This is a genomic window from Caballeronia sp. SBC1, from assembly GCF_011493005.1.
In the GTDB taxonomy this organism is placed as follows: domain Bacteria; phylum Pseudomonadota; class Gammaproteobacteria; order Burkholderiales; family Burkholderiaceae; genus Caballeronia.
In genome coordinates this window covers 1,685,534-1,699,003 of the sequence record NZ_CP049156.1, presented here as the reverse complement: position 1 = coordinate 1,699,003, position 13,470 = coordinate 1,685,534, and the positions used below count along the sequence as shown (strand labels likewise).

The window sequence follows — 13,470 nt, the reverse complement described above, 5'->3', positions numbered from 1 at the left end:
CCGCCTATTTCAACTGGTAAGCAGGGTCCATCAGCAAGGCCCGCAGATAGGCGCTGCTGGTGACATCAGGTTCAATGGCGTCGGCGGGAGAAACCGCCAGCACCGCGCGCTGCAATTGCAATTGCGTCGACAGGTCCGGGCGCGCGTCAGGCGTCGTGTTGTATCGCGCGAGCCATGCGTCGAGATCGAAACGCAAGCCCGGATGCGGCCGTTGTATCGCCGCAGGTTTCATGGCGGCGTTTGTCATCATGTTGGGCATTGGGCCTGACATCGAGCCAGACATGACGCTCGTCTTCGCATTGGTCGCCGCCGGGCGCATGCCATGCGCTTCGGTCGCGCGAAACAACTGTTCGATGAACTGCTTGCGCGCAAGCAGCGTGGAGCTGTTGATCCAGTTCTCACCGCCCGGCCATCCCTTCACGTTCGGCGGATAAAAGAGATTTTCACCGAAATTGCGCATCTGGATTGCGAGCGCGGTTGCGTCCTGATCGGCATAACCAAGATCGAACTCGCGCACAGCGCCAACCACGAATTCCGCGGGCGACTTGACCAGCACGCCGCGGTTGCGCTCATCCCAGAACGCCTCCGATAAAAACAGGCCCCGCAACGCTGTCTTGATGTCGTAATGCGACGCGCGAAAACGCTCGGCAATCGGTGCGATCTGAGCGGGGTCCGGCGCTTCGGAGATGAACTCGCGCCACAGTTCGGTCGTGATGAAGGTCGCCGTTTCCGGCTGCTCCAGGAGGATGTCGAGAACCTGATCGCCATCGAAAGCGCCCATCTGGCCGAGGACGGTCTTGTCGCCGTCGTCGTGGATTTTTGGATTGAATTGATAGGCGAGCGTATTCGGATCGAGCGTCCAGCCGGTGTAGGCCCGTGCGGCTTCGGTCACGTCACGCTGCGAGTAATGTCCCTCACCTAGCGTGAACAGCTCCATGACCTCGCGTCCGAAGTTTTCGTTCGGACGGCCTTTGCGACTGCCGGCGCCATCGAGGTATTGCAGCATCGCCGGATCTTTGGAAACTGCATGCAGCAAGTCGCCAAAATTGCCGAGCGCGTCACGACGCAACAGCGCGTTCTGCCGGAACATGAGCTCCGGATAGTGAACCTTGTCTTCGCCGGACGGAAAGTGATCGTGCCAGAAGAGCGTCATGCGCTCGGTGAGCGGAGAACGCGTGGTCACCATTTCGCGAACCCACCAGCCGCGCAACTCGTCGTAGCGACGGCTTTGTTCGCGCTGGTCGTCACGCCGCTCTTCCTGCGTCCACGCACGGCGCACTTCAACCGATGGAATCGGCTCCGTCACCCACGCGGGCGGCGGGGTCGCGGCTTCAGTGCGGGCACCGGCAAGCAACGCGTCAACAGCCTGCTCGCGGGTCATTCCAACATACGGGGTGACCTCGCTCGCAGTTGCCTCGAAGCCTGTGCGAGTGAGCAGGAAGCGGGCGTCGGTGGCATCGAGCGGATCGGCATCGACCGCCGCCGCTTCCGTCCGATGCACATTGCGCAGCCGGCGCGGCGTGTTGTTTTGCGCTGCCTGCGCCGTCAGCGCGCCAGTCAGCATCAAACACAACGCGATGAACAGCGTAACGAAATTCACGCCTCGCTCGCACCGATCCAGCGAACCGCGAGCAACGTGGATGTCAGGAAACCTGGAAGGTTGCATCGAGGAGCGAGTCCGGTGGCCATGCTATGTCAATCAACGGCGCGCTACCCGCACCCGTTGACCGCCGATGTCACTTCGGCATCCGCTTGACGCGAGAAGGCCTTTGCTCGACCGGGAGGTCGGTCGAGCAAAGGCAGCGCCATTGCGCTGCCCCTCAACGCTTATAGAGATCCCTGACCGCTTCCTCGATATGCTGGCGCAGCAGCCGCCGTTCATCTGCTGTCATCACACCATGCCGCGGGGGCCGCTCGGGCGGTTGCGGATCGCTTGGTGGCAGAGGCATGGCCGGCATGGCTTGCAGATCGCGATTACCGTTGAGCGGCTTTTGCATGCGATGCTGAGTGCGCATGAAGCGGCCATCGAAGCGCTTTTTGGGCGGATGTGGATTGACGTTAGAGCTGTCGCCCGGTGAACTGGAATACTGGGCCGCAGAGGACGAAGTCGGTGACGAAGACAACGACGAATCAGGACGATCGAACGCTGACGAACTGCGATTGGAAGATTGCGATGGTTGCGCAAGAGCGGTGCGCGCGGAGAACACGGCGTAAAACGCGCTAGCGATCAGCGTTAGTCGGATGATGCGCTTGGTGCGCACAGGTATGCGCCGCCGCGCTCCCTTCATGTTGTTCCCTTCGTTGCTCGACAACCGGACAGTCTCTGGCTCTTTGGCGTGCTTGCGTGTCATGCCAGTATTGACGGTTAATGCCGTCATGATACTGACGCGCAATCGTTCTACTAATGGAGTATCCACCGAATGACGGGCTTAGGTAAAGGAGTGTACGCATAGAACCTTTATGTCGTGCCACACTCGCCGTAAATTTTGTAACTATCTGTTACCTTAGAATTGGAGCAAACTAGCAGCTCTTTCTAATCGCGCTAAGATGCGGGCATGGAAACCAAAAATCCCTCAAAAATACTCGTAGTCGACGACGACCCCCGTTTGCGCGATCTTTTGCGACGTTATCTCGGCGAACAGGGCTTCAACGTCTATGTCGCTGAAAATGCGCCGTCGATGAACAAGCTCTGGGTTCGCGAACGTTTCGACCTGCTCGTGCTCGACCTGATGTTGCCGGGGGAAGACGGACTCTCGATCTGCCGCCGTCTGCGAGGCAGCAACGACCGTACGCCCATCATCATGCTCACCGCGAAAGGCGAAGACGTCGACCGCATCGTGGGCCTGGAAATGGGCGCTGACGACTATTTGCCGAAACCGTTCAACCCGCGCGAACTCGTCGCGCGGATTCACGCGGTGCTGCGTCGCCAGTCGCCGTCGGAACTGCCGGGCGCGCCGTCCGAAACCACCGAAGTCTTCGAATTCGGCGAATTTGCTTTGAATCTCGCCACGCGCACGCTCACCAAGAACGGCCAGGAAATCCCGCTGACCACCGGCGAATTCTCTGTGCTTAAAGTGTTCGCGCGACATCCGCGTGCCCCGCTGTCGCGTGAAAAGCTGATGGAACTGGCGCGCGGCCGTGAATACGAAGTCTTCGACCGCAGTCTCGACGTGCAGATCTCAAGGTTGCGCAAGCTGATCGAGCCGGACCCGAGCAGCCCGCGCTTTATCCAGACGGTGTGGGGTCTCGGTTACGTCTTCATCCCCGACGGCGCAGCCTGATTTGAGTCCTGATTGAGTTCTGACAAACGCGCCCCGAGCGCGCCACAAGCAAGAGCATCAACGAACCATGCGGATTGACAGGCGGCTACTGACGCTCGCGTTCGGCGGCCTGTTCTGGCGGACCTTCGCCTTGATCGCGTTGCTGATTGCGGTCAGCATCGCCGCATGGTTCCAGAGCTTCCGGGTGATTGAACGCGAACCGCGCGCACAACGCGTGGCGCTTCAACTCGTCGCGGTCGTCAAGCTCACGCGTACCGCCCTCCTTTATTCCGATCCCGATCTGCGCCGCGCTTTGCTGCAGGATCTGGAGAGCAATGAAGGGGTGCGTGTGTACCCGCGCGAAACCACCGATAAATACCGCCTTCAACCCGACGAGTCGCTGAACCGGTTGATCGAGCGCGACGTGCGCGGCCGGCTCGGCAACGACACAGTGATCGCGCAATCCGTCAATGACATCCCGGGCGTGTGGATCAGCTTTAAGATCGACGACGACGATTACTGGGTGGCGCTCGATCGCGACCAGCTTGACAACGTCACCGGCCTGCAATGGGCCGGCTGGGGCATCTTTGCGCTCGCGCTATCGTTGTTCGGCGCGGCCTTCATCACCAGTCTCGTCAACCGGCCGTTTGCGCGGCTGGCGTTGGCGGCGCGCAGGGTCGGATCGGGGCAGTCGCCTGAACCATTGCCCGAGCGCGGCATGGGCGTGGCCGCCGAAACCAATCGCAGTTTCAACCAGATGGTGCAGGATCTCGAACAGCTCGACGCCGACCGTGCGCTGATGCTCGCGGGCATCTCGCATGACTTGCGCACGCCGCTTGCGCGTTTGCGGCTCGAAACCGAGATGAGCCCTTCCGACGAAGCCACGAAACTTGCGATGGTCGATGACATCGAACAGATGGACATGATCATCGGGCGTTTCCTCGACTACGCCCGGCCGATGCAGCGCATGGCCGAAGCCGTCGATCTCTCGTTGATCGGTGGTGAAATGGCCGCGCGTTTCTACGCGGAAGACGGCGTGCTGATGAAAACAGATCTGGCCCAAGGCGCGACCATTGAAGGCGATCCGACTGACGTACGGCGGGTGATCGGCAACTTGCTGGAGAACGCGCGCAAATACGGGCGCAGCGCGGTGGACGATATCGCCAGGATCACGCTGCAAACGCGGGTCAATCACGGGCGCGTGGAGTTGTCGGTGATGGACGAAGGACGCGGCATTCCCGAAGATCAGGTTGCGTTGATCACCCGGCCGTTTTACCGCGTGGACACCGCACGCACGCAGGCCAACGGGACCGGGCTCGGCATGGCGATCGTGCAACGGCTTGTTACCCGGCAGCGCGGCACGCTGCGCTTGCGCAACCGCCATCCGCAGGCGGGTTTTGAGGTGACCATCGACTTCCCGGCGATGGAAAAACGCAGCTTCCGGTAAGCCTCTTTCCGGCAGGCCGATCGTTTCAAAAAAATGCTATCGGTCCGTTCGTTAAAAGCTATCCAGCTTGTTAGTTAAAATCTATTGAAAATTATAGTCAATAGAGTTATAGTGAGGATCGTTCAACGCATTCATCAGCTACTCAGTGTGAGTTTGATGCTGCGTCATGTGAGCGTTACAGCGATCAGTTAGTCTTGATTTCCTCTTCCAACGAACACAGGAGTATTCATATGAAGACCGTGGGCGATAAAGTTGAAGCGTTTACCGTTACTGCTGCGAAGCCGGGTTTCAATCATCACGAAGAAAATGGCGTGTCGGCGTTCGAAGACATCACCGAACAGTCGTTCCCTGGCAAGTGGAAGATCCTCTACTTCTACCCGAAGGATTTCACGTTCGTTTGCCCGACGGAAATCGTCGAATTTGGCAAACTGAACAGCGATTTCGCCGATCGCGATGCAGTGTTGCTCGGCGGTAGCGTGGACAACGAATTCGTGAAACTGGCATGGCGCCGGGAGCACAAGGACCTGAGCAAGCTGAACCACTATTCGTTCGGCGATGTGAAGGGCGAGTTGATCGACCAGCTTGGCATCCGTGACAAGGAAGCGGGCGTGGCGCTGCGCGCAACGTTTGTTATCGACCCGGACAATGTGATCCAGCACGTATCGGTGAACAACCTGAACGTGGGCCGTAATCCGGAAGAAATCCTGCGTATTCTCGACGGTCTGCAAACGGACGAATTGTGCCCGTGCAATCGCGCTGTCGGCGGTTCAACGCTGTAAGTCGTATCGGCGAGGCCTGCATGGCTTCTGCCCTAGCCCGTCAGCTTTCCGAGTTGAGCTCGAGCCGGCGGGCTTTTTTATCGCTGATCAGATAGGAGAAATTTATGGAATTCCTCGCATCGATTAAAGAGCTGATTCCTGATTATGCAAAGGACATTCGGCTGAACGTGGACGGCACGATTGCGCGTTCATCGTTGGAGGGCAATGACGCGGTGGGCGTTGCGCTGGCTGCCGCCTATGCGGCGAAGGCTACGAAGATTGTGGCGTTGATCCGTGCGGCGGGCGTTTTGTCGGCCGAGGAAACGAATGGCGCGTTGACCGCTGCCGCGTTGATGGGCATGAATAACGTCTGGTATCCGTACCTGGAAATGGCCGATAACGCCGATCTGAAGACGCAGCCCGCTGCGTTGCGGATGAATGCATATGCAACGCATGGCGGGGTCGATAAGCGGCGCTTCGAGATGTATGCGCTGGCCGCATCGATTGTTGGGAAGTGCCACTTTTGCGTAAAGTCGCACTACGAGAATCTCGTTGGCGAGGGAATGAGCACGACGCAATTGCGGGATGTTGGCCGGATTGCCGCCGTGATCAACGCCGCTCAGTTGGCGATTGCCGCTGAAGGCAACTAAGCCGGTTCAGGCTTAAGCTCGCGATAAACGCAACGAAACGCCACGTTTAATCAAGCGTGGCGTTTTGCGTTTTAAAGCGCCGGACGTTCAGGCGTCAATACCCGTACGCATCAGCAGCACGGCAGCCTGCGCCTCGATGCCTTCCTTGCGCCCCAGATACCCCAGCTTCTCATTAGTCTTGGCTTTTACGTTCACGCGAGTCAGCGGCAGCTCAAGATCCTCAGCAATATTCGCCCGGATCGCTTCGATAAACGGCGCAAGCTTCGGCGCCTGCGCGATGACCGTCGAATCGACATTCATGATCGCGAAGCCGGCTTCCGAGATCCTTGAAAAAGCCTCGCGCAGCAGCACCCGGCTATCCGCCCCTGCAAAGTCCGCATCCGTATCCGGAAAATGACGGCCGATATCGCCCATCGCCGCAGCGCCGAACAGCGCATCCGTAATCGCATGCAGCAGCACGTCAGCATCCGAATGACCAAGCAACCCGAGCTCGTAGGGAATATTGACCCCACCGATGATGAGCGGCCGGCCTTCGACCAGTTGGTGTACGTCGTAGCCTTGTCCGATTCTGAAATCCATCGATAGTCCTAGAAAGTAAAGGGGCAACTGCATCAAACCACGGAATCAAACCGCTGCGTCAAACACCGCCGAGCATAGCGGACGCAAGGGCGAAATCTTCCGGATACGTCACCTTGAAATTGCGCAGGCTTCCCTGAATCAGCCGCGGCGCGTGCCCCAGCCATTCGATTGCGCTGGCCTCGTCGGTGAGATCGTGGCCGTCCTGCTGCGCTCGCGTGATCGCGTCGCGCAACATGCCCACCCGGAACATCTGCGGCGTCTGTGCCTGCCACAAGCCGTTACGCGACTCCGTGGAGGCAATGCGCCCTTCCGCATGGGCCGCGCCTTCCGCCTCGATACGCTTGAGCGTGTCCGCGACCGGCAGCGCCAGGATGCCCCCCACCGGATCGTTCTTCAACTCGGCCACCAGCCTGCGGATCATCCCTGGCGTAAGCCCGGGACGCGCGGCGTCGTGCACAAGCACCCAGTCGTCATCGCGTGCACCGAAACCGGTCAGCGCGGCAAGCCCGTTAAACACCGACGCTTGCCGCGTCGTGCCGCCGCAACGTTGCACGGCGAAGCGCAAGCCGGCGAAACGGCGATCATCGAAATGATGATCGCCCGGCGCCAGCACGACCAGCGTCTGGGCAAACTCGGAACAGGCGTCGAAGGCGGCGAGCGAATAACGCAGCATCGGATGGCGGCCGACAGTCTGGTATTGCTTCGGCATGGGTGCACCGGAGCGGCTGCCGGAACCGGCGCACGGGATAAGGGCGAACAGGCGGGAAGTCACGAGTTGAAAACGCCCAAGTCAAAGTGAAGCCCGGATTTTATAATAGGTCCATCGCGACCATGCCAGTCCCGCGTGCACTTTCGCACGCGAACGGTTCCCCGCACACTTTATGCCTTCAAAAGCCGTCAGTTTGCAGTCAACGTCCCCTATCGCACTCGTCAAAGCCGGTCAGCGCTTTGCCTTCGATGGCGCCACCGGTTCCTCCGACGCCCTCGCCCTGGCACGCTATCACCTGGCTTTTCGCGAAAAAGTCCCGTTATTGGTCGTAATGTGCGCGAGCGCCGTAGATTCGCAACGTCTCGCGATCGAAATTCCGTTTTTCGCGCCGGATGCTCGGGTAAGGCTTCTGCCCGACTGGGAAACGCTGCCCTACGACACGTTTTCGCCCCATCAGGACCTGGTCTCAGCACGATTGGCGACGTTGCACGACCTGGGCGAAGGCCGCTGCGACATCCTGCTCGTGCCCGCGACCACTGCGTTGTATCGAATGCCGCCGGCATCGTTTCTGGCTGCGTATACGTTTTCGTTCACGCAAGGCGAGCGGCTGGACGAGGCGAAGCTTAAGAGCCAGTTGACGCTGGCCGGCTACGAGCATGTGAGCCAGGTTGTGCGTCCCGGCGAATATTGCGTGCGCGGCTCGCTCCTCGACCTGTATCCAATGGGCTCGCCGCTGCCGTACCGCATCGATTTATTCGACGATCAGGTCGATTCCATCCGTGCCTTCGATCCCGACACGCAGCGCAGCCTGTATCCGGTGCGCGACGTGCGCCTGCTGCCCGGCCGCGAATTTCCCTTCGATGAACCCGCGCGAACCGCCTTCCGCAGCCGCTGGCGCGAGGTGTTCGAGGGCGACCCAAGCCGTTCATCGATTTACAAGGACATCGGCAATGGCGTGCCGGCAGCGGGGATCGAGTATTACCTGCCGCTGTTCTTCGACGAAACCGCCACGCTGTTCCATTACTTGCCGCAAGACGCGCAACTGGCGTTCGTCGGCGACATGGACGCAGCCATCAAGCGCTTCACGAACGACACGCGGCAGCGCTACAACTTTCTGTCGCACGATCGCGAGCGGCCGCTGCTCGAACCGCAGCGCCTGTTTCTCAGCGACGACGATTTTTTCTCGTTTGCCAAACCGTTCGCGCAGATCAAGTTCCCAGCCACGCCCGAAGGCGGTTGGGCGGTTCCGTTGCCGGGTCTGGCCATCGATCGCCACGCCGAGGAGCCGTTGCTCGCGTTGCGTCACTATCTGGAGCAGACGCCGAATCGCGTGTTGTTCGCGACGGAATCCGCCGGACGGCGCGAAACGATCCAGCAACTGCTCGCCGATAACGGCCTGCGCGCGTCGCTCGACGATACCTTCCAGCAATGGCTCACCGGCGATGCCAAATTCTCGCTCGGCGTAGCGCCGCTCGCGAACGGCTTTGCGCTGCCCGGCGAAGGCATCTCGATCATCACCGAGACCGAGCTGTACGGTCAGCTCACCCGGCGCGCCGGACGGCGTCGCCAGGAGCAGGCGAGCAACGTCGATTCGATGGTGCGTGACCTCTCCGAGCTGAAAATCGGCGATCCGGTCGTGCATACGCAGCATGGTATTGGGCGCTATATGGGTCTGGTATCGATGGATCTGGGGGAAGGCGAAACCGAGTTCCTGCATCTCGAATACCAGAACGAAAGCAAGCTGTACGTGCCGGTTGCCCAGTTGCACGTGATCTCGCGCTACAGCGGCGCGGACCCGGAAAGCGCGCCGTTGCACGCGCTCGGTTCCGGCCAGTGGGATAAAGCGAAGCGCAAGGCCGCGCAGCAAATCCGCGATACCGCCGCCGAGCTGCTCAATCTTTATGCACGCCGCGCGCTGCGTGAAGGTCACTCCTTCCCGCTCGAAGCGCGCGATTACGCGAAGTTCGCGGAGAGTTTCGGCTTCGAGGAAACGCCCGATCAAGCCGCAGCGATCACCGCTGTGATAGGCGATATGACGAGCGGCAAGCCGATGGACCGGCTGGTTTGCGGCGACGTGGGTTTCGGCAAGACGGAAGTGGCACTGAGGGCGGCGTTTATCGCAGTGATGGGGGGCAAGCAAGTCGCTATTCTTTCACCAACCACCCTGCTCGCCGAACAGCATACGAACACGTTCAGCGACCGGTTCTCCGACTGGCCGGTGAAGATTGCCGAGTTGTCGCGCTTCAAGAGCACAAAGGAAGTCGCGGCGTCGATTGCGGCCATCAATGAAGGCACCATCGACATTGTTATCGGCACGCACAAGCTGCTCTCCACCGATGTCGTGTTTAAGCGGCTCGGGCTGGTGATCATCGATGAGGAACATCGGTTCGGGGTGCGCCAGAAGGAGGCGTTGAAGGCGCTGCGCGCGGAAGTCGATGTGCTCACGCTCACCGCAACGCCAATCCCACGCACGCTTGGCATGGCGCTGGAAGGCTTGCGCGACTTCTCGATCATTGCCACCGCGCCGCAAAAGCGCCTGGCGATCAAGACCTTCGTTCGACGCGAAGAAGACGGTGTGATCCGCGAGGCGATGCTGCGCGAACTGAAGCGCGGCGGACAGGTTTATTTCCTGCACAACGAAGTCGAGACAATCGATAACCGCCGAGCAATGCTCGAAGCGCTCGTGCCCGAAGCACGCATTGCGGTCGCGCACGGGCAAATGCACGAGCGCGAACTCGAACGCGTGATGCGCGATTTCGTCGGCCAGCGCGCGAACGTGCTGCTGTGCACGACGATTATCGAAACGGGGATCGACGTGCCTAGCGCAAACACGATCCTGATTCATCGCTCCGATAAATTCGGCCTCGCGCAGTTGCATCAGTTGCGTGGGCGCGTCGGGCGTTCGCATCATCAGGCTTACGCCTATTTGCTGGTTCACGATCCGGCCGCGCTCACGAAACAGGCACAGCGGCGGCTGGAAGCCATCCAGCAGATGGAAGAACTCGGTTCGGGCTTCTATCTCGCGATGCACGATCTGGAGATTCGCGGCACGGGCGAAGTGCTCGGCGACAAACAATCGGGCGAAATCCACGAGATCGGTTTCCAGCTTTACACCGACATGCTCAATGACGCCGTGCGAGCGCTGAAAGAAGGCCGCGAACCCGATCTGAACTCACCGCTCGCCGCCACGACCGAAATCAACTTGCACGCACCGGCCATTCTTCCCGCCGATTATTGCGGCGACGTTCAGGAACGTTTATCGCTGTACAAACGCATGGCGAACTGCGAAACGAGCGATGCCATCGACAGCATCCTGGAAGAGCTGATCGACCGTTTCGGCAAGCTGCCGCCCCAGGCGAGCGCGCTGGTCGAGACGCATAAGCTGCGTCTCGCGGCCAAGCCGCTGGGCATTATCAAGATCGATGCGGCTGAGCATGTGATCGCGTTGCAGTTCATTCCGAATCCGCCAGTGGATGCCATGAAGATCATCGAGATGGTGCAGAAGAACAAGCACATCAAGCTCGCGGGGCAGGACAAGCTGCGCATAGAAGTGCGCAGTCCGGACCTTGCCGTGCGGATTTCGACGGTCAAGGAAACGCTGCGCGCGCTTGGCGCACCGGTGCGACAGCAGAAACCCGCCGTCGCGGCCGCACCTTCACGCTAACAGCTTCAACCCGCTTCAAACCCACGCACTGCCTTGTCCGGCGGTGCGTGGCCGGTTTTTTCGGTATTATCGAAAGTAAAAATTCCAAGGAGAGCGTCATGTCACAGATCGCTGAATCGACGGCTTCCGTCGCGCAAACACCCTCGTCTGATTCCGAACCAGCGTCGTTGCCGTGGGTCAAGAGGCTAGTCTCCTTCGACACCGTCAGCCGTAACCCGAACATGGGCCTGATCGAAACCGTGCGCGACGAATTGCGCGCCGCCGGTATCGAAAGCACGCTCACCACCGATCCATCCGGCAAATGGGCCAATTTATTTGCGACCGTGCCCGCGCACGACGGCGCGACGAACGGCGGCATTGTGCTCTCCGGGCATACGGACGTGGTACCGGTCGATGGCCAGAAATGGGACAGCGATCCGTTCAAGCCGGAAGTTCGCGATGGCCTTTTGTACGGTCGCGGAACGTGCGACATGAAGGGGTTTATCGGTGCATCGCTGAGCTTGTTGCCGAAGATGCAAGCCACGAAACTCGCGCGACCGATCCACTTCGCCCTCTCCTTCGATGAAGAAATTGGCTGCGCCGGCGCGCCGCTGATGATCACCGATCTGCAAAAACGCGGATTGCGTCCTGATGGCTGCATTGTGGGCGAGCCGACCAGCATGCGGCCGATCATCGCGCATAAGGGCATTAACGCGTACAACTGCTGCGTGCGCGGGTTCGCCGCGCATTCGTCGCTGACACCGCAGGGCTTGAATGCGATCGAATACGCAGCGCGGCTGATCTGTTACATCCGCGACGTCGCCGACGAATTTCGCGCGCAAGGCCCGTTCGACGAGCAGTACGACGTGCCCTTCACGACTGCGCAGACAAGCACCATCAATGGCGGCAACGCGATCAACACGGTGCCCGCCGAATGCAATTTCGCGTTCGAATTCCGTAATTTGCCGACGCTCGATCCTGAGCCCATTTACCAGCGCATCGAGAAGTACGCGCGGGAAGAGTTGTTGCCGAAGATGCAGAAGGAACACGCGAACGCGGCAATCGAGTTCTCGAAGATTGCGGCAGCGCCAGGACTCGACGCGTCCGAGCAGGCGGCGATCACGCAACTCGTGCGCGCGCTGACGGCGAATCAGGAGAAGCGCAAGGTGGCTTACGGGACCGAAGCGGGCTTGTTCCAACTGGCGGGCGTGCCGAGCATTGTGTGCGGGCCGGGGAATATCGAGCAGGCGCATAAGGCGAACGAATACGTGTCGCTGGAGCAGCTTGCGGCGTGCGAGGCGTTTTTGAGCAAGTTTATTCACAGCATGTCGGTCGAGGCGCAGATGCGTTGATGTCTGTTGAAATGGCTCGTTGAGATCACAAGGGAATCCATGTCCACCGCCCATCACTCCGATAACACCATCGACGGCACGCCGATTCCCACACTCGACGATGTCGCCAGCCAGCACATGACGCTCTCGCCGTGGGTCGCGCGCACGCCGACCTTCGAGCGTCACGATTTCCCCACACTGGAAGGCACGCCGATCAACTTCAAGTTCGAGCTGCTGCAGGTCGGCGGCACATTTAAGACGCGCGGCGCGTTTTCGCATTTGCTCGCGCTCACCGAAGGCGAACGCGACGCGGGCGTGACGTGCGTGTCGGCGGGCAACCACGCGGTGGCCGTTGCTTATGCTGCAATGCGGCTTGAGATCGGCGCGAAGGTTGTGATGCTCAAGACCGCTAGTTCGGCGCGGTTGGCGTTATGCCACCGTTTCGGCGCGGAAGTGGTGATGGCGGAGAACGGCGCAGAAGCGTTCGAGATCGTGCGGCGCATAGAAGCCGAGGAAGGCCGCTACTTCGTACATCCGTTCAACGGTTACCGGACGATCGCGGGGACAGCGACACTCGGATACGAATGGACCTCGCAGGCGCCCGATCTGGACGCGGTGATCCTGCCGATTGGCGGCGGCGGATTGGCGGCGGGCGTATCGCTGGCATTCCGGCTCGCGAATCCATCTATTCACGTGTATGGCGTTGAACCCAAGGGCGCCGATGCCATGGGCCAGAGTTTTGCGGCGAATCACACCGTGAAGATGGGCGCGATGCACAGCATTGCGGATTCGTTGATGGCGCCTCACACCGAAGACTACAGCTACGAATTGTGCCGGCGGCATATTGACCGTCTGGTGACCGTGTCGGACACCGAGCTGCGCCACGGCATGCTGCATCTGTTCAACGAGCTGAAGCTGGCGGTCGAACCGGCATGCGCCGCTGCAACCGCCGCGTTGCTCGGGCCGTTACGCGAGACCTTGCAGGGCAAGCGCGTTGGCGTGTTGCTGTGCGGCACGAACACCGACCCGGCAACGCTCGGCAAACATCTCGCGATGGCGGCTCAAGACGACTGAGCCCGGCTCGTACGCCTAC

The 13,470-nt window shown here is 60.3% G+C and carries 11 protein-coding genes; 7 read left to right on the top strand and 4 right to left on the bottom strand.

The window, feature by feature from the left end; all coding sequences use genetic code 11:
* Nucleotides 1-4: 4 nt before the first annotated feature.
* Complete coding sequence (locus SBC1_RS07520) at nt 5-1,564, bottom strand: DUF1800 domain-containing protein (protein ID WP_165093116.1); 1,560 nt, start codon at nt 1,562-1,564, stop codon at nt 5-7.
* 256 nt (nt 1,565-1,820) lie between these two features.
* Entirely contained in the window at nt 1,821-2,378 is a 558-nt protein-coding gene (locus SBC1_RS07515; RefSeq protein ID WP_370469593.1) for a hypothetical protein, read from the bottom strand.
* A gap of 177 nt (nt 2,379-2,555) precedes the next feature.
* Between SBC1_RS07515 and ompR the strand changes: the two genes are divergently transcribed.
* The 4 genes from ompR to SBC1_RS07495 all read left to right on the top strand — a co-directional run bounded on the left by ompR (nt 2,556) and on the right by SBC1_RS07495 (nt 6,115).
* Nucleotides 2,556-3,281 carry a two-component system response regulator OmpR gene (gene ompR / locus SBC1_RS07510; RefSeq protein WP_031359745.1) on the top strand — a complete coding sequence of 242 codons (726 nt, stop codon included), beginning with the start codon at nt 2,556-2,558 and terminating at the stop codon, nt 3,279-3,281.
* Between the two features lie 67 nt (nt 3,282-3,348).
* Nucleotides 3,349-4,707 (top strand): ATP-binding protein, encoded by a 1,359-nt coding sequence (locus SBC1_RS07505; protein WP_165089799.1) that lies wholly within the window; start codon nt 3,349-3,351, stop codon nt 4,705-4,707.
* A 230-nt stretch (nt 4,708-4,937) separates the two neighbouring features.
* Nucleotides 4,938-5,486, top strand: a complete 549-nt coding sequence (locus SBC1_RS07500; protein WP_031359747.1) for a peroxiredoxin — start codon at nt 4,938-4,940, stop codon at nt 5,484-5,486.
* Nucleotides 5,487-5,590: 104 nt separating this feature from the next.
* Nucleotides 5,591-6,115 (top strand): carboxymuconolactone decarboxylase family protein, encoded by a 525-nt coding sequence (locus SBC1_RS07495; RefSeq protein ID WP_165987508.1) that lies wholly within the window; start codon nt 5,591-5,593, stop codon nt 6,113-6,115.
* 87 nt (nt 6,116-6,202) lie between these two features.
* Here the strand turns inward: SBC1_RS07495 and ispF are convergent, their stop codons facing one another.
* The gene (gene ispF, locus SBC1_RS07490; protein ID WP_165089792.1) at nt 6,203-6,694 is read right to left on the bottom strand and encodes a 2-C-methyl-D-erythritol 2,4-cyclodiphosphate synthase; all 492 of its coding nucleotides are present in this window, start codon (nt 6,692-6,694) and stop codon (nt 6,203-6,205) included.
* A 58-nt stretch (nt 6,695-6,752) separates the two neighbouring features.
* The gene (gene ispD / locus SBC1_RS07485; protein ID WP_165987506.1) at nt 6,753-7,466 is read right to left on the bottom strand and encodes a 2-C-methyl-D-erythritol 4-phosphate cytidylyltransferase; all 714 of its coding nucleotides are present in this window, start codon (nt 7,464-7,466) and stop codon (nt 6,753-6,755) included.
* Between the two features lie 109 nt (nt 7,467-7,575).
* Here ispD and mfd point away from each other — a divergent pair, with 109 nt between their 5' ends.
* From mfd to SBC1_RS07470, 3 genes are all read left to right on the top strand, one after another.
* Nucleotides 7,576-11,067 (top strand): transcription-repair coupling factor, encoded by a 3,492-nt coding sequence (gene mfd, locus SBC1_RS07480; protein WP_165089784.1) that lies wholly within the window; start codon nt 7,576-7,578, stop codon nt 11,065-11,067.
* Nucleotides 11,068-11,165: 98 nt separating this feature from the next.
* Entirely contained in the window at nt 11,166-12,398 is a 1,233-nt protein-coding gene (gene argE, locus SBC1_RS07475; RefSeq protein WP_165987504.1) for an acetylornithine deacetylase, read from the top strand.
* Between the two features lie 39 nt (nt 12,399-12,437).
* Nucleotides 12,438-13,451 (top strand): threonine/serine dehydratase, encoded by a 1,014-nt coding sequence (locus SBC1_RS07470; protein WP_165089774.1) that lies wholly within the window; start codon nt 12,438-12,440, stop codon nt 13,449-13,451.
* Nucleotides 13,452-13,470: the final 19 nt, after the last annotated feature.

Excerpts from the sequence above, each read along its gene's own strand:
- argE (WP_165987504.1), top strand. The coding sequence starts at position 11,166 with ATGTCACAGATCGCTGAATCGACGGCTTCCGTCGCGCAAACACCCTCG.
- ispF (WP_165089792.1), bottom strand. The coding sequence starts at position 6,694 with ATGGATTTCAGAATCGGACAAGGCTACGACGTACACCAACTGGTCGAA.
- SBC1_RS07495 (WP_165987508.1), top strand. The coding sequence starts at position 5,591 with ATGGAATTCCTCGCATCGATTAAAGAGCTGATTCCTGATTATGCAAAG.
- SBC1_RS07515 (WP_370469593.1), bottom strand. The coding sequence starts at position 2,378 with ATGACGGCATTAACCGTCAATACTGGCATGACACGCAAGCACGCCAAA.
- SBC1_RS07500 (WP_031359747.1), top strand. The coding sequence starts at position 4,938 with ATGAAGACCGTGGGCGATAAAGTTGAAGCGTTTACCGTTACTGCTGCG.
- SBC1_RS07470 (WP_165089774.1), top strand. The coding sequence starts at position 12,438 with ATGTCCACCGCCCATCACTCCGATAACACCATCGACGGCACGCCGATT.
- ompR (WP_031359745.1), top strand. The coding sequence starts at position 2,556 with ATGGAAACCAAAAATCCCTCAAAAATACTCGTAGTCGACGACGACCCC.
- mfd (WP_165089784.1), top strand. The coding sequence starts at position 7,576 with ATGCCTTCAAAAGCCGTCAGTTTGCAGTCAACGTCCCCTATCGCACTC.
- SBC1_RS07520 (WP_165093116.1), bottom strand. The coding sequence starts at position 1,564 with ATGCTGACTGGCGCGCTGACGGCGCAGGCAGCGCAAAACAACACGCCG.
- SBC1_RS07505 (WP_165089799.1), top strand. The coding sequence starts at position 3,349 with ATGCGGATTGACAGGCGGCTACTGACGCTCGCGTTCGGCGGCCTGTTC.